Origin of the sequence: Streptomyces coeruleorubidus (assembly GCF_028885415.1) — a bacterium.
GTDB lineage: Bacteria > Actinomycetota > Actinomycetes > Streptomycetales > Streptomycetaceae > Streptomyces > Streptomyces coeruleorubidus_A.
Map to the genome: position 1 here is coordinate 8,627,867 of NZ_CP118527.1, position 26,467 is coordinate 8,654,333.

11 protein-coding genes and 3 pseudogenes are annotated in these 26,467 nt (G+C 70.6%); 10 read left to right on the forward strand and 4 right to left on the reverse strand.

The window, feature by feature from the left end:
- The first annotated feature begins 257 nt into the window (after nt 1–257).
- Nucleotides 258–6,149 (forward strand): AAA domain-containing protein, encoded by a 5,892-nt coding sequence (locus PV963_RS39690; protein WP_274821277.1) that lies wholly within the window; start codon nt 258–260, stop codon nt 6,147–6,149.
- A gap of 97 nt (nt 6,150–6,246) precedes the next feature.
- On the opposite strand, the gene PV963_RS39695 is transcribed toward PV963_RS39690, so the two are convergent.
- Nucleotides 6,247–8,415 carry a UvrD-helicase domain-containing protein gene (locus PV963_RS39695; RefSeq protein ID WP_274821278.1) on the reverse strand — a complete coding sequence of 723 codons (2,169 nt, stop codon included), beginning with the start codon at nt 8,413–8,415 and terminating at the stop codon, nt 6,247–6,249.
- 178 nt (nt 8,416–8,593) lie between these two features.
- On the opposite strand from PV963_RS39695, the gene drmA reads away from it, so the two are divergent.
- The 3 genes from drmA to drmC are packed head-to-tail and all read left to right on the forward strand — an operon-like array spanning nt 8,594 to nt 15,068.
- A complete protein-coding gene (drmA, locus tag PV963_RS39700; RefSeq protein ID WP_274821279.1) occupies nt 8,594–12,418 on the forward strand; it encodes a DISARM system helicase DrmA in 3,825 nt (1,274 codons plus the stop codon).
- Nucleotides 12,415–14,307, forward strand: a complete 1,893-nt coding sequence (gene drmB / locus PV963_RS39705; protein ID WP_274821280.1) for a DUF1998 domain-containing protein — start codon at nt 12,415–12,417, stop codon at nt 14,305–14,307. The genes drmA and drmB overlap by 4 nt, the downstream gene beginning before the upstream one ends.
- Nucleotides 14,304–15,068, forward strand: a complete 765-nt coding sequence (gene drmC, locus PV963_RS39710; protein ID WP_274821281.1) for a DISARM system phospholipase D-like protein DrmC — start codon at nt 14,304–14,306, stop codon at nt 15,066–15,068. Before drmB ends, drmC begins: the two co-directional genes overlap by 4 nt.
- A 1,071-nt stretch (nt 15,069–16,139) precedes the next feature.
- Here drmC and PV963_RS39715 read toward each other — a convergent pair.
- Nucleotides 16,140–16,744: pseudogene (locus PV963_RS39715) on the reverse strand (FAD-dependent oxidoreductase); the annotation flags it as partial.
- Between the two features lie 1,237 nt (nt 16,745–17,981).
- Between PV963_RS39715 and panD the strand changes: the two are divergent.
- Nucleotides 17,982–18,401 (forward strand): aspartate 1-decarboxylase, encoded by a 420-nt coding sequence (panD, locus tag PV963_RS39720; protein ID WP_274821282.1) that lies wholly within the window; start codon nt 17,982–17,984, stop codon nt 18,399–18,401.
- Nucleotides 18,402–18,429: 28 nt separating this feature from the next.
- Nucleotides 18,430–18,774, forward strand: coding sequence for a GNAT family N-acetyltransferase (locus tag PV963_RS39725; protein ID WP_274821283.1), 345 nt, complete (start codon nt 18,430–18,432; stop codon nt 18,772–18,774).
- A 1,015-nt stretch (nt 18,775–19,789) separates the two neighbouring features.
- On the opposite strand, the gene gndA is transcribed toward PV963_RS39725, so the two are convergent.
- The gene (gndA, locus tag PV963_RS39730; RefSeq protein WP_274821284.1) at nt 19,790–21,229 is read right to left on the reverse strand and encodes an NADP-dependent phosphogluconate dehydrogenase; all 1,440 of its coding nucleotides are present in this window, start codon (nt 21,227–21,229) and stop codon (nt 19,790–19,792) included.
- 459 nt (nt 21,230–21,688) lie between these two features.
- On the opposite strand from gndA, the pseudogene PV963_RS44165 reads away from it, so the two are divergent.
- Together PV963_RS44165 and PV963_RS44170 are read left to right on the forward strand one after the other, a co-directional pair.
- Nucleotides 21,689–21,880, forward strand: a pseudogene (locus PV963_RS44165) (transglycosylase family protein); the annotation flags it as partial.
- A 177-nt stretch (nt 21,881–22,057) separates the two neighbouring features.
- Nucleotides 22,058–22,846, forward strand: a pseudogene (locus PV963_RS44170) (M23 family metallopeptidase); the annotation flags it as partial.
- On the opposite strand, the gene PV963_RS39740 reads toward PV963_RS44170, so the two are convergent.
- The gene (locus tag PV963_RS39740) at nt 22,836–24,302 is read right to left on the reverse strand and encodes a DMT family transporter (protein ID WP_274821286.1); all 1,467 of its coding nucleotides are present in this window, start codon (nt 24,300–24,302) and stop codon (nt 22,836–22,838) included. The pseudogene PV963_RS44170 and the gene PV963_RS39740 overlap by 11 nt on opposite strands.
- 209 nt (nt 24,303–24,511) lie before the next feature.
- On the opposite strand from PV963_RS39740, the gene PV963_RS39745 reads away from it, so the two are divergent.
- Nucleotides 24,512–25,267 carry a (2Fe-2S)-binding protein gene (locus PV963_RS39745; RefSeq protein ID WP_274821287.1) on the forward strand — a complete coding sequence of 252 codons (756 nt, stop codon included), beginning with the start codon at nt 24,512–24,514 and terminating at the stop codon, nt 25,265–25,267.
- Nucleotides 25,268–25,306: 39 nt separating this feature from the next.
- A complete protein-coding gene (gene glgA / locus PV963_RS39750) occupies nt 25,307–26,458 on the forward strand; it encodes a glycogen synthase (protein ID WP_274821288.1) in 1,152 nt (383 codons plus the stop codon).
- Nucleotides 26,459–26,467: the final 9 nt, after the last annotated feature.

The window sequence follows — 26,467 nt, forward strand, 5'->3', positions numbered from 1 at the left end:
TCAGGTCATCATGAATCTACAGCGTGAACTCAGTCAATAGACGATAACTCTTGCTCCTGTGCACTGTTGGCGGGTTCATGGTCAGAAAGTTTCGTTGTGCGATGGACCCTGGACTGCTGCTGATACTCTCGGTGCGTGTGCTCAGTTCACACTCGAGTTGGTGCGCCGGGGGGTGCGTCGTGTGTGCTCGGGTTGACCGGGGCGGGATGACGCCAAGTGGCCACCCGTGTGGCCCTGAACAGCAGGTGGGGTGGGGCGTGAGCCAGAATGAGAGTGGCCTCAGTGACGGTGTGCAGCCGGTCGGTTCCGTCTATCAGTACGACGACGGCTTGCACGTCCGCGTCGACGACGTAGTGCCGTACGAACTGGTCGACGCGGAGGACTCGTACGGGTATCGGCAGGGTGACGACCTGGTCCGGTGCACTCTGTACCTGAGCAACGGCACCGTCCAGCCCATCGATGTCGACGGTATCGCCTTGCTGGTACGCAGCGGGCCGTACGGCAAGACGGGGCGCCAGGTACTGGACTACAAGACCGAAGTACTCGACGAGGAACTGACAGGCACTCTGCGCAAGGGCCGCCGAGCGTCCGCCACCTGGGCCTACAGCATTCCCGCCGGTACCGCCGCGGAGCTGGACGTCGAAGTCAGGTTCCCGAGCTCGCACGACCGCGAGAGCATCACCTTTACCACGGTGAGCCCTTCGGCGGCCGAGCCTCGCATGAAGGTTGCGCGCGTGGCGTCGGGGTCGCTCCCGGACCAGGCGGCGCTTTTCGGTGAGCAGCAGCCGTCCTTGTTCACCGCCACGGAGCCGGAATCGGCGGACGACCGTGACGGCCTCGTCGCCGTGAGCGAAGACCAGGTTCCCGGCCGGGCCGTACTCGGAGCAGTACCGGCCCAGCCCACGGGCTCGGACCGCGCGAGCACGCCCGCCGCGGCGCGGCCGACGGGACCGCGGACGGCCACCGCGCCCGGCCGGTCCCAGGAGCTTTCCCCCGACGAGCTCGACTCGACCCGCGTTCGCCAGATCTTCCGGTTCCTCGCCGAGGCGGAGGAGTCCAAGGCACGACCCGTTCGCACGCTCGACGGCGCCGCCGGGACCGTGTGGTTCGAGGAACTGCCGGACGCCCCCGAGGTCGCGGTGATGCTCGACGGGGCCCTCGGCACCGACGAGCCGGCCTGGCTGACCCTCGCCCGCCCCGAACGCGAGGACGCCCCGCACCCCAAGCCCCTGCTCGCGCCGTGGATCGACGAGACCCGTATCCGGGACTTCAAGCAGACCCGCGCCCCGCACCTGCGTCGGCGGATCGAGCCCCAATTCCCCGACTGGTCCCGGGGAATTCCTCTTGAGAAGACGTACCACGAGCTCGACGACCATCCCAAGCGGGAGAAGATCGAGAAGCTCTACGCCGCTTGGGAACAGGAGTGGCACGCCTGGGCGGAGCAGCGTCGCGCCATTGACCCCGTCGTCAAGCTGTACGACCGGCTGCACAAGATGCACGAGGACGCCGCCAACCTCGGTGAGGCCTACGAACTCGTGCTCGGACTCGGCCGGCTCACCTGGCAGACGACCGGCGGCCAGCGCGTGGAACGTCACCTGGTCACCCATCGGGCCACGATCCAGCTCGACCCGGCCACCGGCACCCTCACCGCCGCCCCCGACCCGACCGGTGTGGGCCTGGAACTGGAAGAGGGCATGCTGGAAGGGGCCCAGCACGTCCCGGGCCCTGTGCGGGAGCAGATCGTCGAGGTGCTGGACGGGGCGTCCGACGTGACCGACCCCGTATACCTCGACGCCGTGCACACCGCCCTGCGAAGCTGGGTCAACGCGGCGCACAGCGCCGGGAGTTACTCGCCGACCGTGGAACGCGCCCGGCCGCGGACCCTCGACGTGCCCCAGGTGGGACTCACACCCGCGCTGGTCCTGCGGGAACGCAACCGCCGTTCGACGATGGACGCCCTCAAGACCATCGCCCGCCAGATCGACGCCGGCACACCTCCCACCGAACTGCTCGGTTACATCGCCGGCCGCGACGGGGCCCTGACCGCCGCCGACCTCGCGGCGGCCGAGGACGACGGTACGTCGGCCGGCACCGGCGAGATGTACTTCGCGCTGCCCGCCAACGAGGAGCAGCGCACCATCGCCGAACGCCTGCGCGCCAACCGGCTCGTGGTGGTGCAGGGCCCGCCCGGCACCGGCAAGACACACACCATCGCGAACCTGGTCACGGACCTGCTCGCCCAGGGCAAGCGGGTTCTCATCACCAGCCACACCCCACGGGCCCTGCGCGTCCTGCGGGACAAGCTGCCCGAGACCATCCGTGACCTGTGCGTGAGCCGCACCGAGGACGGTGCGGCAGCCCAGCGGGAGCTCGAGGCGTCCGTACAGAAGATCCTCAGTGAGTACGCCGGTTACGACCCCAAGGCGTCGCAGAAGGACATCCGCACCCTCCAGGCTCGGCTCGCCGCTGCCCGGTCGGCCCAGCAGGCCATGCTGCGCGACCTCGCCGTACTGCGCGAGCAGGAGACCCATCGCTTCGAGGCGGAGATCGGTGACTACACCGGTAGCCTCCAGGAGATCGCCGAGCGTCTCACTTCCGAGGCGAAGGCGTACGACTGGCTTGGCCAGGTGCCTCAAGAGCAGCCCTCCCTGACCGCCGACGACGCGCTGACTCTTCTGCGCACCACGCGGGCCTTCACTCCGCACCACCGCGCCCTGGCGGCGGAGGTGCCCGGTCCCTCCGAGCTGCCCGGCCCTGGTGACTTCGAGGAAGCCGTGCACGTGGTGAGCTCCGCCCATGAGGCACACGAGGCGGTACGCCAGGACCCGCTGAGCCAGCAGTACGACACGGCCGTGCGGGGCCTGAACGAAGCCGAACAGGTGCGGCTGACGACGGCTCTCGACGCGTTCTCCGCCGCCCGAGCCCGCGCCGCGTCGCTCGCGGCCGCCGCCGGAGAGTGGGCCGGGGCGCTCCTGAGGGAGGTGACCGCGGGACAGGACTGGCAGACACGCAGCCGGCACGCCGCCGTCACCGACGCCCTTGCGGCGCTCGACGCCTCGCTCGCCACCCTGGGCACCGCGATGATCAGTGGTCTGGAGCAATACGACCCGGCCACCGCGCTCGGCCAGGTCACCACCCTGCACGACGGGCTCGCCCAGGGGCAGAAGCTGCGTGGACCGCTCGGCACCCGCTCGAAGCTGGCCAAGACAGTCGGTGGGTTCGTGCAGGCCGTACGGGTCGACGGGCGGACTCCCGAAGACGCCGCCACCGCGGCGGTTGTCCTCGCCCGCGTCCAGCTCGAGCTGCGCCTGGCCCAGGTGGAGGCCGAGTGGGGGACTCCCGCCGGCGCGTGGCAGGGGCACGGGCCGCGACTGGCCCGCCTGCGGCAGGACGCCGGCGTACTCGAGGCTCTGCTCGCCGTCGTTGCCGCCCGCACCGATGTGCTCACCGCTGCCGCCACCGCGCCCGAACTCGCCGTCGCGACCTGGCACGACTCATCGGTCGAGAACGCCGTACGCGCCCTGTTGCGCGCGGCGACCACGTTGCGTGCCGCCGAGCAGTCGCGCAAGGTGATCGCGGACACTGAGGAACTGCTGCGGTCCTGGAGCGACCGGCTTGGTGTGTCACCCGTCGTCGCCCGCGCGCTCGACGCCGTGCGCGCCCAGAACGCGCAGGGCTACCGGGAGTTCAGCGACGAGATCGCCGAGGTGCGTGAGGCCGCCCGGCTACGGGCCGAGCAGCACGCCGCGCTCACCCGGGTGCAAGAGGCGTTCCCCTCGCTCGCCGAGCGCATCACCGGTTCCCCGGAGGACACCTCGTGGGACGCCCGACTGCCGTTGCTCACCGAGGCCTGGGCCTGGTCGGCGTGGCGCGACCGGATGGAGCGGCTGACCGACCCGGAGGCCGAGCGCGCGCTGCGCCGACGCCTGACGGAGGCCGACGACGAGGCACGCATCATGCTCGCCCGGCTCGCCGCCGCCCGCGCATGGCACCGCTGCCTCGGGCTGCTCACCGGCGACCAGTCCCGCGCCCTCAGCGCATACCAGCAGGCCGCCCGCCGTATCAAGGGCAAGTACCAGCACCGCTACCGGCGCGACGCACAGGCCGCACTACGCAAGGCGCAGACAGCCGTGCCGGCCTGGATCATGCCGCTGCACCAGGTAGCGGAGACCGTGCCCATGGACCGGCCCGGCATGTTCGACGTCGTCATCGTCGACGAGGCCAGCCAGTCCGGACTGGAGGCCATGCTGCTGAGCTGGCTCGCCGACCGGATGGTGGTCGTCGGCGACAGCAAGCAGGTCAGCCCCTCCAACGTCGGTCTCAAGCAGGACGAGTACTTCCACCTGCGGGACCGGCTGCTCACCGCGCTCGAGCCGGACGTCCGCAGTCTCTTCGGTCCTGATTCCAGTTTCTTCGATCTCGCGGAAGCGCTCTCAGCGGGCCGCGGCACGCTCATGCTCAAGGAGCACTTCCGGTGCATGCCGGAGATCATCTCCTTCTCCAACGGACTCTGCTACAACCGTCAGCTCCAACCGCTGCGGCAGTACGGCGCCGACCGGTTGCTCCCGGTCCGCACCGTGCACGTCAAGGACGGCGAGGCCGTCGGCGGCAATGACCGGCTGGTCAACACCACCGAGGCCGAGGCACTCGTCGACGCGATCGTGCGCTGCTGCGCCGACCCCGCGTACGAGGGCAGGACCATGGGCGTCATCAGCCTCCGCGGTGCCAAGGGCCACGTGACGGAACTGGAGAACCTGCTCGCCGAACGCCTCGACTACGAGCAGCGTGAGGACCGCCGCATCCGGGTCGGCGACGCCGAGGACTTCCAGGGCGACGAGCGGCACATCGTGTTCATCTCCTGCGTCAACTCGGCCACCACCGCGGCCGGGACCGTGCCCGGCGGCTTCAACGGCAAGACGTACGAGCAGCGGCTCAACGTGGCCGCCTCGCGCGCCCAGGACCAGGTGTGGGTGTTCCACAGCGCCCGCCCGGAGCAGTTCCACGAGAACGACCTGCGCCGCCGGTGGCTCGATCACCTCACCCGGCCCACGGAGGAGGAGACCGCCGTTGTCGAGGGCGAAGTGCGGCCCGATGTACGCCACGAGGCCTTCGACAGCCTGTTCCACCAGAAGGTGTATCTGGAACTGACGGCCCGCGGCTACCGCGTGCGGCCCGGCTATCGGGTCGGCCGCCACACCATCGACCTGGTTGTCGAGGGCGGCACCCGCAGACTCGCGGTCGCCTGCGACGGCGACGCCTTCGCCGACGGAGAGGACGCGTTCACCGCCGCCGCCCGCCAGCGGGATCTGGAACGCGTCGACTGGACCTTCGTCCGGGTCCGTGGCAGTCGCTTTCACCTCGACCGTGAGCAGGCTCTCGCCCCGCTCTGGGCGGAGCTGGAACGGCTGGGGATCAAACCGCTCCCTGAAGAGCCGCAGGGCCCCGACTCCCCTGCGGAAGATACTCATTCCCGCGTGTTGTCGACCGATGGTCGCAACGGGGACGACGGGGCGCGGGAGCCGCGGGGAGGTGAGCACCCGCACATCCCGAGCTCAGCGCCCGAGGCGGTGCCGGATGGACCGGCGACCTCCGTCGCCGAGTCCAAGGACCCGCGCGTGACCGAGCCGGCCTCTGCGGGAGAGGCGGCCCCGGAACTCGCGCCCCGCCCGGAGCGCCCCGTCGCACAGAACTCCCTTCCCGTCCAGGAGATTCCCGCCGCCGCGTTCCGTCGGCTGGTGCGCGAGATGCAGGACTTGCAGGCCGCCATCGACGCTCCCGACGAGACTCCCGTGGACTTGGACGCGGCGAACCTGGTCTTCCTCAGGAAGACGAAGGCCGACCAGCGAGAGCGCCGCACGAAGCGACTCGGCTTCCTGAGGACCTTCGCCGATGCCGTGCGGGTCGGCCAGGAGGAGGGAACGCCCAAGGTGGTGTACCCCGGCGCACTGCTCGTCCTCGAGTTCGACGGGCAGGTCGACGACGCGACCTTGTACACCATCGCCGAACTCCCCACCGAAGAAGCGGAGATCATTTCCCCCTCGTCGCCGTTGGGGCACACGTTGATGTGGCAGCCGACAGGTCGGAAGATCTCGTACGACGCTTCCCAGGGCAAGACCCATACGGTCGTCGTCCGGGCGATCCGGGCCTGACGTCGGCAGGGACCGGAGACAAGGGGAGCATCTCCGCAACGACGGCTCGGCGCCTCGGACCCGAAGCAGGGTCCGAGGCGCCGATGCCCGGTCTGCCTCAGCCTGCGACGGGGTCCAGCATGCGGCTCCGATCACCGCTCCACGAGACGGCCAGCGCGTCGCGGGCCCGCGTACACGCCACGAACAGCAGGCAGTGCTCGGCCAGCAGATCCGACTGATGCTGGACGGGATCGACATCGGCCGGCGTCACCTGTGGGGCGAATGGCAGGACGCTGGACGTCACGCCCACAACGGCCACGCACCGGAACTCCAGCCCCTTCATCGCGTGCATGGTGGCCACGCGCACCCCGGACACGTCGGGCCCGGGGCTGTCCTTGACCGCCACCGCCGGGATGCGCTCCCGTCGCAGGCGCGCGATGACCGCGTCGACCAGCGTGTTGAACCGGGCACACACCGCCACCTCGGACGGCTTGACCCCGTCCTGTTCGATCCAGGTGCGGACCTGCTCGACCAACGCCCGCAGTTCCTCGTCCTGACTGCCGTATCCGCGCGCTGCCGGTATGCGGCCGTGCAGCTGGGACCGGTAACCGCGGAGGGAGTCCCGGCCGCCGTCATCGTCGTCCTCGCCGAGCCTGCCCACCGGCTGACCGTCGAGAAGGGACGCGGACCAGCGCAGGATCTCCTCCGTGCTGCGGTAGTTGAGGCGGAGCCGGGAGGTGCGCCCCCGGACGTTGATGTCCAACGAGCGGAGTGAGACACGGGAGTCGTAGATGCGTTGATGCGGGTCGCCGACCAGGAACATGTCGTCGGCCTGAGCGGCGGCGCAGGCGCGCAGCACGCGCCACTGGGCCGGATGCAGGTCCTGCGCCTCGTCCACGACGACATGGCGGTAGCGCGGCGATCCCTCGGCGAGGATGCGCGCCGCCTGGTCGCACAGCTGTGTGTACGTCGCCGAGTCGCGCGAGGCCAAGTCCGCAGTGAACCGCTCCATCACCCGCCACAGCCGGGCCCGTTGCACCCGCCCGACCTGGGTGCCGCGTCCCCGCCGTACGCAGCGCAGGTACTCCTCGGGCGTGCGCAGCCCCTGTGCCAGGACGACGTTGCGGAACTCCTGGGACAGGAACTGCTCCGTCCAGGGCAGATCCTCGCGTGCGATGGCACGGGTCCAGGCGCTCTTCTCGGCGGCGGTCGAGAGGGGCTTCAGCGAACTGCCCCTCGCCTCCCGGACGACCCTGGCGGCGAGCGCGTCCACCGTCGTGACGTCGACGCGCTCCAGCAGGTGGGCGTCGGCGTCGCCGAGCAGAAGCGCGAGGCTGTCCCGCAGGGCGGCGGCCATGGCGTTGGTGAAAGTGGTCAGCAGGATTCGCTCACCCTCGCGGCCCGTGAGCAGCAGATGCCGTACGCGGTGCAGGGCGACCACCGTCTTGCCGGTGCCCGGACCGCCGGTGACCTGGGCGGGACCGTTGAAACCGGGGTGGTAGGCGTAGCGGCGCTGGGCGGGGTGGAGGAAGATCCGCCAACGGGTGAAGTCCTCGGTGAGGATGCGCTCCAGCTCGCCGGGACCCGTCACCTCCACGATGCGGTTGGGCGTGTTGAGGATCGCCTCGGTGAGAGTGACCGTCGGCCGGTCCTCCGCCGTGCGCACGGTCTGCCCTCGCGGAGCGATCAGCTGCTCCCAGACGTCCTCGGGGGAGTAGCCGGCCGACAGGAACTCCAGTACCTCGTACTGGTCGGCGGGCATCATGGGCGGTGCCATGACCGTCAGATCGTCGACCGTGACGCAGACCCGGGCCAGCCGCATTACCTGGTCATCGATGCCGAGATCGCGCAGAACGGTGTCGGAGTGCCCTTCGAAGAGGCGGGCGGGCGTGGTGTCCGCCTTCGTCTCGAAGTAGGTCTCCATCTGCTCGAGTGCCTCGACGTTGCGCACTTCCAGGCCGCCGGTGGCGCCGTTGACGGAATAGGCGCGCTTGCAGGCCCAGTTGATCGCGTCGTCGTGCGGCGCGACCCGCAGGAGGGTGAACAGATCGCTTCCGTCGTCGGGGGCCAGGAGCACACCCCGGTAGAACTTGGTGATGCGAATGGTGCGGATCCGGGGATCGCGTGCCCGCTCGAGCTTCTCCAGATGCATGCCCTTGCTCGCGTGGAGCTGGGGGACGGTCATGCTCCGGAACATCTGGATCGCGTCGTTGACTTCCTTCTGGACCGGCCTCTGCAGCGAGATGAGGTCCGCGACGAAGTCGTCGGAGAGAGCGAGTCGGGGCATGGGCGTCCTCGGGTGGCGGTGGGCGGCGGTCGGGACCAGCGTAGAGACTCAGCCCGGATGGAGCGACGGAACATCGCAGACTCGTTGTGTGAACTGAGTCAACGATCTATTCTTCAGGGGCTGCCGCACGTTCGACCTCGCTCGTGCTCCATCGGATCCGTCCGGAAGGACCCACCGCATGCCGGCCCAGCCTGCCCAGGCCGCTGTCCCGCACCCGCTCGACGAAGTGCCCCAGACGTTCCTCGCCGGAGACTCCTACGAGGTGCGGGACGGACTGGTGACCTACATCCGCCGCGATCTGCTGGGACCGTGGGACGGAGAGAACGAGACCTTGCCGAGCGCCTCCTCCGGGCCGCGCGACCGGTACCTGGTGGGCATGCTCGGTCCGCGGCCCCAGGCCGTCACCGCGGACGGGATCGCGCTCGTGGCCGCCCAGAGCGCGGACGGAGAGTCAGGCGACGAGCAGGAGGGTGACGACACCGAGCTTCAGGACCGGTTGACCCCCCAGGCCGCCGGCCACATCTGGGCATCGTCCATGGGATTGTCCTTCACGGTTCCCGCCTCCGTCGGCACGCTCAGCGCCACCGTCCGGTGGGGTCGCTATACGCAGTCGGGGGAAGCCACGGACCGGGGCACCACCCGCAGGGTCTGGTCGCGCGAGCCCGTCGAGCACCCGGTGGACATCGACGTGACGGGCGCGTCGGACAGGATCGTCGAGCTCGAAGGAGGAGCGGTCGTCCTCGACGTGCAGGTGCGCCGGCACACCGGCCGAGCCGGAACCGAGGATCTGCGGATCGTCGAACTGGCCTTGGTGAACCGGCAGCAGGACAGCCGTGAGGCACGCGACGCCCACTGGCTCTTCCAGACCGAAATCGACGTCACCGCCTTCCCCGACGACCAGGCCGCGGTCTTCCTTCCGGTCGACGACCCGCTCGAACCCGCGAACCGGGGTAACGGCCCCGAAGACGCCGAGGAGCGCAGGCTCCGGCTTCTCTACCGGGACAGCCTCAGTCACGCCAAGGGCCGCAACGTCGCTGTGCACGCCCACGTGCGAGACGGCGAACGCAACGCGCACCGCCTCACGACCACGTGGCTCCCGGAGTACGACGTCCGGGCCACCACCGCACCTACCCTCGAGGACCAGGAGCTGCTCCGCGGACTCGAACTCGGCATGGACGAACTCGCGGCTCTCGCGGTGCCCGCCCTCCGGACCGAACTCAGCACCGCCCTGGCCCCGCTCGCCGACGGCTACGGCACCTGGCTCGAACAGCAGCGCACCAAGGCCGGCTCGCTCCCCGACGACCTGCGCGCATCAGCAGAGGTCGCCATCGACCAGGCACTGGACATCTGCGACCGCATAACCCTCGGCATCGACAGACTCGTGGCCGACGACACCGCCCTGGAAGCCTTTCGGTTCGCCAATCGAGCCATGGCGCTCCAGCGTCGCAACACCGCGGTCGCCGCTGCCCGCGCCGGACGCGAGGACGACCGCGCTTCCTATCAGGAGGCGTACGACGAGGTCCAAGCCAAGGGCAAGGAGGCCGCCAGTTGGCGCCCCTTCCAGCTCGCCTTCGTCCTGCTGAACCTCGACTCCCTGAGCCGCCCCGGACACCCCCACCGCGGCACCGGCCGCGAAGCACTCGTCGACCTGCTGTTCTTCCCGACGGGTGGTGGCAAGACCGAGGCCTACCTCGGCCTCGCCGCGTACACCTTCGCGCTGCGACGCCTGCAGGGAACGCTCGGCTCGGGCACCGAAGCACGCAGTGGTGAGGCGGGCGTCGGCGTCCTCATGCGCTACACCCTGCGCCTGCTGACCGCCCAGCAGTTCCAGCGCGCCGCCGCCCTGGTCAGCGCCTGCGAAGTGCTGCGCCGCGAGGAGTTCGCCCGGGACGTCCGCTGGGGGGCCACCCCGTTCCGCATCGGGCTGTGGGTGGGAACCTCCGTCTCGCCCAACTGGTTCGACGAGGCCAAGGAACAGATCGCCGAGGCTCGGGAGAACGCGAGCGACAAGCACGCCCGTGTCCTCCAGGTCCTCACCTGCCCGTGGTGCGGAAGCGGACTGACGGCCCGCTCGCACATGGAGTACGACGAAGCGCGGCGCCGCGTCCTGCTGTACTGCCCGAGGGGAGAGGGCGAGGACCGCTGCCCCTTCTCCCGGCGCGAATCGCCCGGTGAGGGCATCCCGGTGCTGACGGTCGACGAGGAGATCTACCGGCTCGCCCCGTCCCTGCTGATCGCCACCGTGGACAAGTTCGCCCAGCTGCCCTGGAACGGGTACGCCGGCCTGCTGTTCGGCAGGGTCACGGAGCTGTGCCCGCGCCATGGCTACCGTCACGACGATCTCGACGCCAAGACCGGCTGCGGGAGCCGGCACAACGCCAGGGGCGATCTGCCTGGTGTCACCGCTCAGCCGGTGACACGCCTGCGGCCCCCGGACCTGATCATCCAGGACGAGCTGCATCTGATCTCCGGTGCCCTCGGCACCACCGTCGGCCTCTTCGAATCCGCCGTCGACCAGCTGTGCACCTGGGGCGTCACGGACGCTCAGGGGCAACGTCATGAGACGGGACCCAAGATCGTCGCGTCGACGGCGACCACCAAGCGGGCCGCCGACCAGGTGCTGGGCGTCTTCGGGCGCAAGGTCGCCGTCTTCCCGCCGCAGGTCCTCGACGTGGGGGACACGTTCTTCTCCCGGCAGGTCGAGCTGAGCCGCACCAACCCCGGCCGACGCTACCTGGGCGTGTGTGCGCACGGCACCCGTCTCAAGGCCGCCGAGATCCGGGTCGCCGAGATCCTGCTGCTGGCCGGGCAGCAACTCTTCGACGACTACGGCAAGCCGGCGGACCCGTACATGACCCTGGTGGGCTACTTCAACGCCACTCGTGAACTCGCCGGTATGCGGCGGTACATGGACGACGACATCACGACCCGGGTGCGTTCCAACGGCAGCAGAAGGGGACAGGACACGCTGTCCGACCGCATCGTGAGCCGGACCGGCATGCTCGGCATCCAGGAACTGACCTCACGCATCTCCTCCTCCGACGTCGGCGCCGCCCTCAAGCGCCTGGAGATCGAGTTCGACCCCGAACGGGACACCTCGGAGCGGCGACGTGCCTTCCTGCGGGAGTACGCCGTCGCCGTGAAGGAGAAACGGGAACCCCGCGCCGCCATGACACCGATCGCCCGGCAGGCGGTGGACGTCGTCCTCGCCACCTCCATGCTGCAAGTGGGTGTCGACGTCTCCCGGTTCGGTCTGATGCTGGTCGTCGGCCAGCCCAAGAACACCGCCGAGTACATCCAGGCGTCCTCGCGTGTCGGCCGTGACGCCGCACGTCCCGGTCTCGTCGTGACCCTTTACAACTGGTCACGCCCCCGGGACCTCGCTCACTACGAGGACTTCGAGCACTACCACGCCACGTTCTATCGCCAGGTCGAGGCCCTCTCCGTCACGCCGTTCACCCGCCGCGCCCTCGACCGGGGCGTCGCGGCCACCTTTGTGGCGGCGCTGCGTCAGGGGGCCTACGACACTTCCCGCAACCTCGACGCCCACCACGTGGATCTCGACGGCCCCCTGGCCAGGGATGTCGAGCGTCGGCTGCTGGAACGCGCCGAACGGGTGGGGGGCGAGCTGCCCCGGCAGTACCTGAGCGAGCGACTGGACCGGCTGAAGGACGAGTGGCGCCGCAAACGGGACGAGAACAGCTCGGCCCTCGGCTACCGCAAGGAGAAGCACAAGACCACCGTCGTGAACGGGCTGCTCCGGCGGGCCGACGGATCCCGGTGGACGGAGCTGACCGTCGGCATGTCGATGCGCGAGACGGAGAACGAGATCAACCTTCTGCTGCCTGGCGGTGGGGCCTTCCTCGAAGACCCGTCGGGTGGTGGTCCGGACTGGAACTTCGGGACGGTGGACACCGAGACCGAGCGCGACCTGGCGGCCACTGTGGACAGCGACGAGTACGGGCCCACCACTGCGGACACGCCCAGGAGGGCACAGCGATGAACACCAGGAGCAACCGCAGGGTCGGGGCCGTCCGCCCCAGCCACCTCATGTTCACCGCCGGTGTCGGCTCCCTCGTCGACCTGCCGAACTTTTCCGTCCTCGTCAGGGGACTCGATGCCTGGAGCTACACCGGCATCACCGACTACGACATCGACGAACCGCGGCTGCGCGCCGCCGTCAACCGCTCCCTGCAGCGCTACGGTCGCGGGCAGATCGAGCAGTTGCGGGCGGCCCCCTGGCTGGAGGGCGGCGACACGGACCCGAAGGGCTGGGCCGCGCAGGGGGTCGGAGTGCCCGTGGCACCGTTTCCCCAATGGCTGCGCTGCACCGCCTGCAACGTCCTCGCCGCCATCGACTCCGACGAGTTCGCCTTCATCAACGCCAACCCGCGTGCACCGCACGAGGCCAAGTTCGTCCACGACTGCAAGCGGGGCAAGCCGCTCGCCGTGGCCGCCCGCTTCACCCTCGTCTGCACCGCCGGCCATCTCGACGAGTTCCCCTACACCCCGTACGTCCACCACGGGCAGGCCTGCGACAAGATCCCGCGGCCCAAGCTGCGCATGAAGGACCACGGCGGCAACCAGGCCGCCAACGTCACCATCGAATGCGTCGCATGCGGTGCGAAGCGCAACATCCGCGAGGCGATGGGCGAACGCGGGCGCCGCCACCTGCCCCGGTGCCGCGGTCGCCATCCGCACCTGGGCACCTACGAGCCGAACGGCTGCGACCGGGACTCGGTCCTGATGGTCGCGGGTGCCTCCAACCAGTGGTTCCCGCTCACCCTCAGCGCACTCGCGCTGCCCAAGGGGCAGGGAGGCGACATCGACAAACTGCTCGACGACCACTGGCCGGAACTGGAGAAGGTCGAGGACCGGAGCGAGCTCGCCTTCATGGCGCGTCTGCCCCAGTTCGGATTCCTCAAGGAGTTCGACGCGGACGCCGTCTTCGCGGGGGTCGCGGCCCGCAAGAACGGAACCGACGGACCGGCCCCTTCCGCCCCCGACGTCCAGGCCGACCTCTTCCGCCCCGAATGGGACGCCCTCTCCGGTCCGGTCTCCTCGCCCAGTGACGACTTCGCCCTCAGGCCGGTCTCCGTTCCGGCCCCGATGGACGAACTCTTCTCGGACATTCGCCAGGTCGAGCGGCTGCGTGAGGCACGCGCTCTGATCGGCTTCACCCGGCTCGACGCCCCTGATCCCGAGTCCCCGGAGATCGCGACCCGCGTGGACCTGTCCCGGGGCACGCAGAACTGGGTGCCGGCCAGCGAGGTCCGCGGAGAGGGCATCTTCCTGCGCGTGCGGGACGACCTCATGGCGGAGTGGGTGGCGCGCATGGAGAAGTCGCCGCAGATGGAGGCCCACAAGGAGGCCTACGGCCGGTTCCGTACCAACCGCAAGTCGGACCGGAAGACCAGCGACTTCGACCCCTTCCACGGCTGGCCCGGCGCTCGCTACATCGCCCTGCACACCCTTTCGCATCTGCTGATCCGAACCATCGCCCTGGAGTGCGGTTACAGCTCGGCCTCCCTGGCCGAGCGGATCTACGCCGGCGACGAACAGAACCCGAGGACGGGAATTCTGATCTACACCGCCGTTCCCGACTCCGAGGGCACCCTCGGCGGCCTGGTCTCCCTCGCGGAGGAGCGCGAGTTCGGCCGGATCGTGCGCCGGGCGCTGGCCGACGCGGGGCACTGCTCGGCCGATCCGCTCTGCTCCGAGCGTCTGCCCCACGACCCGGGCGACTACCTGCACGGAGCGGCCTGCCATGTCTGTCTCTTCGTCTCCGAGACCACGTGCGAGCGCGCCAATCGGTTCCTCGACCGCCGCTTCATCGTTCCGTTGTCCGGGGACAAGGAGCAGATACTGATACCGGTCGGTCTGCTGCCGTGAGTCGGCGCGAGTTCGAGGCCGCTGCGGGGGCCGCCGTCGCGGCCCTCGGCCTGTCCCGGGGCAAGGACCTCGCCGGTCTGCTGGCACGGCGTGGTAGCAAGGAGCGGGCGCTTACCGAACTGGCCACTCCACGTGCCGACGAAGCGGTCGCGGAGCTGTACGAGGCGATGGAGAGGGACTCGGTCCCGCCCGCCGAGGCAGCCGCCTATGTGCGTGGCTATGTCGCGGCGATGCTGCACGCCCGGGACAGGGTGCTGGTCCGCACCGTGTGGACCGGCCCCTCAACGCCCGCCGTACCGGTGCGGGCGACCGCCCAGGTGCTGATCGACGTGATCGAAGAGGCCCGCGACGAGCTACTGGCCATGACCTACGCGGCTCGCCCGTATCCAGCCCTGACACGGGCTCTCACGGCAGCTGCGGAACGGGGCGTGAAGATCCATGTCGTGGCCGAGACGCTGGCCGGCGCGAGGGGGCTCCTCAAAGGTCGGGAGCCTGCCGAGGCATTCGCGTCCGTTCCCGGCCTGAGTCTGTGGCACTGGGCCCGAGACCCGGTCGACCACCCACACTCGCGTCAGCATGCCAAACTCGCGGTGGCCGACCGCCGCACGCTGTTCCTGGGCAGCGCCAACCTGACCGAGTCCGCGGCCCACCGCAATATCGAGGCGGGAGTGCTGGTGAGCGGCGGCGAAGCGCCCAGACGGGCGGCAGAGCACATTGTCGAGCTGCAGCGTCTGGGCATTCTGAGGCCGTTTCGGCAGTGAGGTCGGCGAATCACTCTGCGGCAGGAGGAAGCCCTGCTGCCGGCGGCGGGATCGGATGAGGTGGCTGATCACCCATCCCAAGGCGGGCCCCGTCATTCCGCCGGCCTCTCAGAAACCGCGGCGCTTGCCGAATCCCCCTCAGCGGCGATCCCGCCGACGCCGACGAGCTTGGCCATACCAGGACTCGTCCTGCCACGGGGAAGCCGCCGACCGCCCAGGGACAGGCCGGTCGGTGCGCCGGTGATGTATGACTCGCCTGAGACGGGGCCGCCCCGTCCTGCTTGCCGCGCCAGGCCGCGGGCTGCGCCGGGAAACGCGACCGGCCCCGGCCGCTCTGCAGCGTGCACACCGCACGCAGCGGAAACCCAGAGTCAGGGGTGATCACCCACAGTCGGCGGCGTGCGGTATGGAGTGCGAGCCGCGTGTATCTGGCTCTAGTGAGAGAACCTCTTGGGTTGCTCAAGGAGAGAATGAAGTCGCCAGGGCGGGGGCATGGTCCGGACAGCGGTGCGCCTGACCCGTGGAGGGGCGGGGAAGTGATCGTGACTGCTTTGGGCGTGGTGGCCGTTGCCATGCTGGCGATGGCTGTGCTGTGTGCCTGGCTCGTGCGTCGGGCTTGGCGGCGTGCCTGGGACGATCTCGGCTGGCCGACGTCCGGGTACGGCCGGGGGAGCGGCCGGGGTACGGGGCGTGGCCGACGAGCAGCGGTACGGGTGCGGCATCAGCGACAGGAGGTGCTGGCACCGCGTCCAGCGGTTCGTCCTGGTACGCCGCGGGTGACGGCTGTGACGGCTCGCCGTCCGATTCTTCCTGCGGTGGTTCCTCCTTCTGCTCCGGCAGCAGCTCGTCGTCCTGCAGTAGCAGCTCGTCATCCTGTGGCAGCTCCTGTGTTGACGGCTGGGGTGCAGACGCTGATTGGGGGCGTGCAATCGCGGTCGGACGACCGACATTGACACCGACGGCGGATACGCCGGAAGTGGACGGCAATGAAGTCGCCCTGCGAGAACCGATGGCCCTGGCGCCGGTGCGCCGGGGCCTGCGTGTGCCTCGTGGCTCAGCGGACCACGCGGCTCACGCGGTGTGGATTTCCAAGGCGGCGCGCACGGCGGACTCCACGGCTCCCTCGATCCACGCCGGCTTAACGGACGTGTGGTCCCCGACGAAGTGCAACGGCCCTTCGCGCACGGGGATGGCGGGCCGCAACTCCGTGTGCTGCCCGGGTAGGAGGACGGACGCCTCTCCGTAGGCGTAGGGGTCGCGCAGCTAGCTCTGCGTGCGGCCCGCGCCGGTGTAGAAGACCTCGATGCGCTGGCCGTAGACCTGCTGGAGGCCGCACAGAGCATGCGGATACCGTGCCTCGTCGTCCAGGGAGCCCCAGCGCAGCGCGTCGTCCGCCCAGGTGCAGGAGGCCAGGACCACACCCTTTGCGCTGCCCGGAACCGGATGAGGGGGGTGAACATGAACCGGTTGGCATCGACCGATACCGAGCCGCCACCCACGACGTCGACCGCCTCCGGCTGGTCGCGCGCGATCGCGCGGTTGGCGGCGTAGTGGGTGCGCTAACCCGCTGTGATGTGTCCGGCGAGCACGGAGGGACGGGCGCCGAGCAGGCTGCCGTCCGCGGCGGCCCGGCCGGTGCGGTAGGCATCGTACAGACCCGGGTCGACGGCCTGCAGCAGGAATGGCCGGACACCACCGACGACGACAGCACGCCACGGTGTCCCTCTGCGCGCCTTCTTGGCGTGGTGGCGTCCGAAGCTGCACGTACGCCACGCTTCGCCCGGGCCCTGGGCAAGGCCCTCACCCTCTCGAACCGCATGCCGCACCGCGTCCGGCCGAACGCCTGAGGCGCAGCAGCAGGCGGGCTCCGGGAGTGATCGAACCATTCGCGGTCTTCGCTGAATCCGGCGAGGCGGGGCTTCGCTCACGCTTGGGCGAGCTCACTCTCGAACAGCTGCGGGACGTCGTCTCCGAGCACGGAATGGACCACGATCGGCTGGCTATGAAGTGGAGGGATCCCCAAAGGGGCATCGATCGCATCGTGGACAGAGTCGTGAAATGACGGCCGCACGAACGCCGCCTCAACCCTCGTTCAAACACGATCACCGCAACGCGTACGCGCGGTCCTTGTTGTCCCGCGCGGCATGGGTGAAGCGGGTGTCGGCCAAGGAGCGCGGCGACTCTGTTGGCGAGGGAGACGAGATGGGAGGCGACGCGCTCCACTCCCGGCGGACGCGGTGTTGAACAAGCTCGAGCCGCTCCTTCCGTTCCCAGGTGAGGGCGGGGACGGGATCGAGGGCCTCGGTCTCGTCCCCGTCGTCGCTGCGAGCCGGTCTACGGTTTCGTCGCCGTACGTGGACGCCGGCGTCGCCCTCGACACCACGCCGGGCGCCGCGGGAAAAACGTGATCCGCATGGAGAGCATCTCGAACCGTCGTCGAAGCCGCACTCGAACACGTGGGAGCGTGCGAGTGCGGCCCGGAGAGCAGCGGCAAAGCCTGCCTACTGACCGTCCGCAACGAGCGTTTCATGAGCTGTTGAGTCGCGGTGAGGCCGTGTCGCTGCTCGATGCCTTGGCAGGCAGAAGCACGAGCTGAATGCTAGGTGGACAATGCCTTGTGACACCCTCTTGCAGGTCGTGACCGGATGCTCCTGTAAACAGGCGATGAAAGGGTACGGACTTCGTGGCGGCGGCGTCGGTGTCCCGCGCCTCACCCCGAGTCGGTGATCGGCGATGAGGGCTTGGAGTAGTCCGGTAGTGGCCTGATCACTCATCAGGAAAATCGACAATGGGTCAGTGTGAGTACGGAAACACCTGGCGACAGCTGACCGAACATGCGAATCGTTGTAGTCTCCGGAATCGCCCTTGACCTGCAATAAGCGGGCAGGGAGCAGACAAACCGGGAGTTTCTCCATGCTTCGAACCATGTTCAAGTCCAAGATCCACCGCGCCTCCGTCACCCAGGCCGACCTGCACTACGTCGGATCGGTGACCATCGACGCCGACCTGCTCGACGCCGCCGACCTGCTGCCCGGCGAGCTCGTGCACATCGTGGACATCACCAACGGCGCCAGGCTGGAGACGTACGTCATCGAGGGCGAGCGCGGGTCCGGCGTCGTCGGGATCAACGGGGCCGCCGCCCATCTCGTCCACCCCGGCGATCTGGTGATCATCATCAGCTACGCACAGGTGACGGACGCCGAGGCGCGGGCACTCACCCCCCAGGTCGTGCACGTGGACCGCGACAACCGGATCGTGGATCTCGGCGCCGACCCGTCCGAGCCGGTACCGGGCTCGGAGCAGCAGCGCAGCCCGCAGGCCGTCCGGGCCTGACCGACGTACAGGGGACAGGAGCGTGCCCATGAGGGACCTGGAGATCCGCGACGACCGGGCGGCGGGCCGCCTGGAGGCGGTGTCCGGAGGTGAAGTCGTCGGCCGTATCGAGTACTTCGTCCTCAAGAGCCCCGAACGCGCGCTCGTGCCCGTGCACACGATCGTCGAACCGGCCCACGAGGGCCAGGGCATCGCGGGTGCGCTGGCGCGAGAGCTCTACGGCATCGCCGGCCGCGAGCACAGCGCCGTCGCCCCGCTGTGCCCCTACGTCGCCAAGTGGTCCGAACGCCACCCCGACGAGGCCCCACCGGCTGACCAGGCCCTGCTGACGGCGGCGAAGGACTGGCTGACCGAACACCCGGGCCGCTTCTGACCGACGGGCCACGCGTGTCCCGCGCGCGGCGCGCGCTCTCCGATTCCTTGAGGGCGCGCATCCCTGCCACCGCGGTCGGCACGCGCTCCGTCGAGTATTGGGCGGGACGAGTGCTCACGGTGCGCCCCGGCCCGGGTCTTTCGTTCGCGGTGGCTGCACGGCTGCACGCGCCCCGTCTCGTTGTGGGCGTGCCGCCTTGTTATGGGCGTGCCGCGGCGTTCTTCGACCCTGCCCGGGGCGCAGGCTCCTCCCCCATGCGTGCCGTCTTGTCCTGGCTGGACACCCGATCTTCGCTCCTGGCAGGGCGCAAATCCCCCCGCGCGGGCGGTCGGCACGCGCGCCCACCAGCCCTGGGCGTGCCGCAGGCTCTTCGCCCCCCGGCCTGGGCCTCCGCGACACCGCCGTTCGCACATGCCCCTCCAGGCCCAACCGGCACACGCGGTGTCCAACCCCGTCCCCCGTACCCCCACCTGGCCCCTCCCCGTCCCGCCCGTGGGTGACTGGGGAAGCGGTCGACGGGTAGGCGGGGGAGTAGTCCAGAGCCGGAGTCGAGCGACTGGCTGGAGGACCTCATGACGAATCCGTATCCCGACCCCGTGCCGCCGGGGCCGACTCCGGGCCCGGAGCCGCACCCCGATCCGGTGCCGAACCCGCAGCCGCCACCGGGCCCGGAGCCGACTCCACCGCCCCCGGCCCCGACACCGCCGCCGCCCCCGGCTCCGACCCCGCCACCGGGCCCGGCTCCGACCCCGCCGCCGGGCCCGGCCCCGACCCCGCCGCCGGGCCCGGCCCCGACCCCACCCCCGGGCCCCGACCCCGTGCCGGGACCCGACCCGTCCCCGATCCCGCCGGGACCGGAACCCGTACCGAACCCCGAGCCGGGCCCGCCGCTGTCCTGAACGGCGGCAAGACAACCAGCAAGACAACCAGCAAGAGAACCGGCAACAGAACGGGGCCGGTGGACAGCCGTTGCAGCTGCCCACCGGCCCCGTTCCGGTCCATCAGCGCGGAGCGCCTACGCGGAGACCTCCGACCGGTCCCCACCCCACAGCGTGTGGAACGACCCGTCCCGGTCCACCCTCCGGTAGGTGTGCGCACCGAAGTAGTCCCGCTGCCCCTGCGTCAGAGCCGCCGGCAGCCGCTCCGCGCGCAGGGCGTCGTAGTAGGCGAGCGCCGCGGCGAAACCGGGTGTCGGCACGCCCTGGCGGGTCGCGGCGACCAGCACCTCGCGCCAGTCGTCCTGGGCGTCCGCGATCTCCTGCGCGAACGTCGCGTCCGACAGCAGGCTCGGCAGATCCGGCCGGGTGTCGTAGGCCGCGCGGATACGGTCCAGGAAGGCCGCCCGGATGATGCAGCCACCACGCCACAGCGCGGACACCGCACCGAGGTCGATGTCCCAGCCGTACTCGCCGCGGGCCGCGTCGATCTCGTGGAAGCCCTGCGTGTACGACACGATCTTCGACGCGTACAGCGCCTGCTCGACCCGGTCGGCGAAGGCCCGGGCCTCCGACTCGCTGAGCGGCTTCGCCTTCGGGCCGGCCAGCCCGCGCGAGGCCTCCCGCAGCTGCGCGTGGCCCGACAGCGAACGGGCGAAGACCGCCTCGGCGATGCCGGACACCGGCACACCCAGGTCGAGCGCGATCTGCACGGTCCAGCGGCCGGTGCCCTTCTGCTCGGCCTGGTCCACCACCACGTCCACGAACGGCTCGCCCGTCTGCGCGTCCACGTGCGACAGCACCTCGGCCGTGATCTCGATCAGGTACGAGTCGAGGCGGCCCTGGTTCCAGGTGCGGAAGATCTCCGCGATCTGCGCGGGGGAGTATCCGGCGACGTCGCGCAGCAGCTGGTACGCCTCGCCGATGAGCTGCATGTCCGCGTACTCGATGCCGTTGTGCACCATCTTCACGAAGTGCCCGGCGCCGTCCGGACCGACGTGCGAGACGCACGGCGAACCGTCGGCGGCCTTCGCCGAGATCTTCTCCAGCATCGGGCCCAGCGACTCGTACGACTCCTTGGGGCCGCCCGGCATGATGCTCGGTCCGTTGAGCGCGCCCTCCTCGCCGCCGGAGACGCCCATGCCGACGAAGTGGATGCCCTGCTCGCGCAGATCGCGCTCCCGGCGCCGGGTGTCCGCGAAGTGCGCGTTGCCGCCGTCGATGATCATGTCGCCGGGCTCCAGCAGCGGGGCGAACTCCTGGATCACCGCGTCCGTCGGCTCACCGGCCTTCACCATCACGACCAGCCGCCGCGGCCGCTCCAGCGCGGCCACGAACTCCTTGGCGCTCTCGCACGCGACGAACTCCCCCTCACCGCCGAACTCCTCGACCAGGGCGCGCGTACGCGCGGGCGTCCGGTTGTGCACCGCCACCGTGTAGCCGTTGCGGGCGAAGTTGCGGGCGAGGTTGCGGCCCATGACCGCGAGACCCGTGACGCCGATCTGCGCTGTACTGCTCATTCGGTTGGCTCCTAAAGACCTCGGTATCGGTGCTGCGGGTGGTGTCCACCAGCGTGTCCACCAGCATGCCCCCGTCGCCCATCCTGACGTGCCGCTCCTTCGTCCGCACGCGCGGGTCGTGCGACGTCGCGCAGGCAGATACGCACAAGAGCCCCCGTCGCACTCACCCGACGTACGCGTCCCCGCGCGCGCCGCACATGCGCACCGGGTGACGTACACGGTGCACCGCCGTGGCGCACGACGCGCAACAGGGGCCTCATCCCGGCCATTTGGGCAACCGGGCGGCCGATAGCCGCCTTGTCCTGGCCGGTTCGCAGCGCTTACTTTTGCCCCTCCTGACGCATGTCTAGGGGGCTCTCGATGGCCGTACGCGGCCGGCATCGCCGGTATCAGCCGAACAGGATCAACCGCGCCTCACTCACCGTCACGGCGGGCGGCGCGGGCATGGCGCTCCCGTTCATGGGCGCCGGCACCGCCCAGGCGGCGGACGTGGACACCTGGAACAAGGTCGCCGCCTGCGAGTCGAGCAACGACTGGAACATCAACACCGGCAACGGCTTCTACGGCGGACTCCAGTTCACCCAGTCCACCTGGGAGGCGTACGGCGGCCGGGCCTACGCGGCACGCGCCGACCTGGCCACCAAGGACCAGCAGATCGCCGTCGCCGAGAAGGTGCTCGACGGGCAGGGCCCGGGCGCCTGGCCGGTGTGCTCCGAACGGGCCGGACTGACCCGGGGCGGAGCCGAGCCCGACATCCGGCCGGCCTCCGAGAGCACGAGGAAGGGCGAGAAGGCAGACCGGAAGCAGAGGCCGAAGACCTCCATCGAGGACGTGCGGCCGCAGTCCACGCCGCAGTCCCGGGCGGGCAGCGCCGAGATGTACACGGTGGTGCGGGGCGACACGCTCTCCGGCATCGCGCAGGAGCGGGAGGTGCGGGGCGGCTGGCGAGGTCTGTACGCCGCCAACCGCTCGACCATAGGGAGCGATCCCGATCTGATCGTGCCCGGCCAGCGGCTCGCGCTGAGCGGCGAGGGCGCCACGAAGACGCGTCCCGCGCCCGAGCGGACCCCGTCGGCCAAGCCGTCGACGAAGAAACCGCCGTCGCAGAAGTCGTCGTCGAAGAAGCCGTCTCCGGACCGCGCCGAGGAGCGCGCCAAGGACCGGTCCAAGGACGAGAGCAAGGAGCGCGCCGCACGGTCCACGGCCACCCGGCAGGGCCTGGTCGCCCCCGTCAACGCCTCCCTGGGGACGCCCTACCGCAAGGCGGGCTCGTCCTGGTCGAAGGGCTACCACACCGGCGTCGACTTCCCCGTGCCCACGGGCACGTCCGTGAAGTCGGTCGCCGCGGGCAGTGTCGTCAGTGCGGGATGGGGCGGCTCGTACGGCTACCAGGTCGTGATCCGGCACGCCGACGGCCGCTACAGCCAGTACGCCCACCTGTCGGCCATCTCCGTGCGGGACGGACAGACGGTGAGCCCGGGCCAGCGCATCGGCCGCTCCGGCTCCACCGGAAACAGCTCGGGCCCGCATCTGCATTTCGAGGTGCGGACGGGGCCCGGGTTCGGCTCGGACGTCGACCCCATCGCGTACCTGAGGGCCGGCGGCGTCAGGATCTGATGCGCGTGCGGTGCCGGTCCACCGTGGGCATCGCCACGTACGGGATGCCGTAGAAGGCCGCGTAGGAGAGCGGGCGTTCCACGGAGGACACCGACGGTTCCCCGCTCTCGTACGTGACATCCGGATCGACCTCGGGTTCGTCGACGACGGCATCGGCAAGGGCAACCGTCGGCACGGGCACCGGCACGTCCCCTGACGGCCCCCGACCGGCTCCGCCGAGGTCGGCAGCCCCGCCGCCCAGCGCCTTGGGCAGCGCAGCCACGGCGACGGGCGGCGCGCCCACGGTCTCGGGCTGACCCTCTACCGTCCCGGGCCGCTCGGCCGCGAGCTCGGGGAGGCTGCCCACGGCTTCGAGCGTCGCGTCCACCGTCCCGGGCAGCTCGCCTCCGGGCAGGCCGCCCACGGTCCCGGCCGAGTCACCCGCGCGCCAGGACTCGGCACCCACGGTCCCGCTCAAGTCGCCCGCGCGCTCGGATCCCGCACCCACCATCTCCGGCAGACCCCGCACGCTCCCGGCCGGTTCCCCGGCCGGCCCCGGCAGCATCCCCGTCGCCCCGAGGCCCGTGTCCGCGGGGACCAGACCCGTCCCGGCGACCTCCAGCCCCGTCCCCTCGCTCTCCGGCCGAGCGTGTGTGAGCCGCTCCGTCGTCAGCAGGATCAGGCCGCCGGCCGCCACGACGCCGCAGCTCAGGGCGAGCGCCGTGCCCGTCGTGCCGTAGCGGAAGGTTTCTCCGAACATCGTGATGCCGACGGCGGCCGCCACCACCGGGTTCACGACCGTCAGCGTGGCCAGCGGGGCAGCGAGGCCGGCGCCCCGGTAGGAGGCCTGCGATAGCAGCATGCCGGCCGTGGCGAGGACGCCGATCACGGCGAGGGACGGCACGTCCGCCGCCGACACACCGCCGGTCCAGTCGACCGCGACGGTCTTGGTGAACACCGAGGACATGCCGAACGCGATACCCGAGGCCGTCGCCAGCAGCATGCTGCGGACCGCCGGGTGCCGGTGCGCCGCCCGGCCGGCGATCATCAGCGCCACGACCACACCCGCGGTGACCAGGGCCACCGCCACCCGCTGCGCCGTGTCCAGCGACCGCGCGTCGGACGCGGCGACCAGGGACAGCAGACCCGCGAGCCCCACCGTCGCCATGATCGCGCCCCGCCACGCCGTGGCACCGGCCTTGCGGCCGACGAACAGCGCCGCCATCGGCAGGGCCACCACGATGGTCAGCGCGCCGAGCGGCTGCACCAGACTGAGGGGGCCGTACGCCAGCGCCACCACGTGCAGCAGACCGCCGAGGCCGTTCAGCGCGACCGCCGCCCACCAGCCCGGCCGCCGCAGCGGCGCGTACTGCTCGCCCGGCGAGGACACCGCGACCCGCTCCTGCACGATCGCCCCGCCCGCGTAGGCGAACGCGGACACGAGCGACAGCAGGACGGACAACGCGAGGGCGCTCATCGGCTGCTCCTCTGCGTCAGGCGGGGGCGCTCGGCCCGGCGCGGCGAAAGGTCGGCTTTCATGACCAACACCCTGCCGTGTCCAGGTCTTCCCGTCGTCGTCCCTGAGCACTCATTGGGTCCTACTGCCGATGGAGTACGCGGGGAACCCCATCATCCCCAGGGTGGGCGGCCCGGTCGGGGGTCACCGGGTCGCATCCCTTAGGGGTCTTGGTACTACTGCTCTTCGTGGACCTCGACCCCGGCCTTGCCGCGCTCCGCCCGCTCGGCGGCTACTTCGTGCTGCGCACGGGAGAAGCGGCGGCGGGGCCTCTCCCCACTCTCGCACAGGCCTACGCCGACACGGCACCGGATGTATACGGAAATCCCCTGATTTTCCGTATCGGCAAAGTCGCGAACGCCCTGCGGGTCCCGGAGCTGCGCGTCGCGGCGTCCGTGGCCCACCTGGGACTCGCGGCCCGCCTCTGGTCCGTGGCACTCGGCTGCGCCGCGCTCTACGGCCGTGTCCCCGACCTCGACCCCCGGCTGCTGCACTGGGACGCCGACGCCGGCGCCCCCGACGATCTGTGGCTGTCGGACGTACGGCCGCTGCCCGGGGACGCCTCCGCCGTCGCGGACGTCGTCCTGCACGGCCACCTCGAACCCCTCTCGGCGGCCTTGCGCGCCCGGTACCGCCTCGCCCCGGGCCTGCTGCGGGGCAACGCCGCCTCCGCGCTGGCGGGCGCCGCCCGGGAACTCGACCGCTGGGCCCGGCGGCACGGCCGTACGGACACCGCCTCCCGGGCCCGTTCCCTGGCCGCGGAACTCCTCGCCCACCCCCTCCTCGCCGGCGCCGGAACCCTCACCGGCACCGCCTTCCGGCGCCGCAGCTGCTGTCTGTACTACCGCGTGCCCGGCGGGGGCCTGTGTGGTGACTGTTGCTTCACACGGCCGCCCCGCTCTTCCCCACAGGCCCCATCTGGGTGACCATGAAAGGGAACGGCCGCTGAGAGCAGGGAGTTGCGGGTGCGAGTGGGACTGCTGACCCGGGAGTACCCGCCGGATGTGTACGGCGGTGCAGGTGTCCATGTGGAGTTCCTCGCCCGGGAGCTCCGACCCCTGGTCGACCTGGACGTGCACTGCTGGGGCGAGGGCCGCGCCGACGGCGTGCTGCGCCACCGGCCCTGGTCCACGCTCGACGGCGCCAACGACGCGTTGCGCACCTTCTCCGTCGACCTGGCCATGGCCGCCGCCCTCGAGGGCCGCGAGCTGGTCCACTCCCACACCTGGTACGCCAACCTCGGCGGCCACCTCGCCAAGCTCCTGTACGGCATCCCGCACGTGATGACCGCGCACTCCCTGGAGCCGCTGCGCCCCTGGAAGGCCGAGCAGCTCGGCGGCGGCTACGAGCTGTCGAGCTGGGCCGAGCGCACCGCGATCGAGGCCGCCGACGCGGTGATCGCCGTCTCCGGCGCCATGCGCGAGGACATCCTCGGTTGCTACCCGGCCCTGGACCCGGAGAAGGTCCACGTCGTGCACAACGGCATCGACACGAGCCTGTACCGGCCCGACCACGGCACGGACGCCCTGGACCGGATCGGCCTCGACCGCTCCCGCCCGTACGTGCTGTTCGTCGGCCGCATCACCCGCCAGAAGGGCGTGCCCCACCTGCTGCGCGCGGTGCGGGACATCGACCCGGCCGCGCAGGTCGTGCTGTGCGCGGGCGCACCGGACACGCCGGAGATCGACCAGGAGTTCCGCGAGCTGTTCGGGGAGCTGAGCCGGGTCCGTGACGGCGTGTTCTGGATCCCGAGGATGCTGCCGCGCCCGGAGGTGATCCAGCTCCTCACGCACGCCTCCCTGTTCGTCTGCCCCTCGGTGTACGAGCCGCTCGGCATCGTGAACCTGGAGGCGATGGCCTGCGGCACGCCCGTGGTGGCCTCGGCGGTCGGCGGCATCCCCGAGGTCGTGGACGACGGCAGGACGGGCCTGCTCGTCCCGGTCGGCGACGGCTTCGAGGCGGGTCTCGCCCGGACCATGGACTCCGTCCTGGGCGACCCGGAGGCCGCCCGGCGGATGGGCGAGGCCGGGCGGGAACGCGCGGTCGGCGAGTTCGGCTGGGACGCGGTGGCCCGCCGCACGGTACGGCTCTACGAGGAGATCCTGAAACAGGCTTAGTACGAGCTG

Coding starts and splice junctions, on each gene's coding strand:
- PV963_RS39695 (WP_274821278.1), bottom strand. CDS start 8,415: ATGCCCCGACTCGCTCTCTCCGACGACTTCGTCGCGGACCTCATCTCG.
- drmA (WP_274821279.1), top strand. CDS start 8,594: ATGCCGGCCCAGCCTGCCCAGGCCGCTGTCCCGCACCCGCTCGACGAA.
- drmB (WP_274821280.1), top strand. CDS start 12,415: ATGAACACCAGGAGCAACCGCAGGGTCGGGGCCGTCCGCCCCAGCCAC.
- panD (WP_274821282.1), top strand. CDS start 17,982: ATGCTTCGAACCATGTTCAAGTCCAAGATCCACCGCGCCTCCGTCACC.
- PV963_RS39725 (WP_274821283.1), top strand. CDS start 18,430: ATGAGGGACCTGGAGATCCGCGACGACCGGGCGGCGGGCCGCCTGGAG.
- gndA (WP_274821284.1), bottom strand. CDS start 21,229: ATGAGCAGTACAGCGCAGATCGGCGTCACGGGTCTCGCGGTCATGGGC.
- PV963_RS39740 (WP_274821286.1), bottom strand. CDS start 24,302: ATGAGCGCCCTCGCGTTGTCCGTCCTGCTGTCGCTCGTGTCCGCGTTC.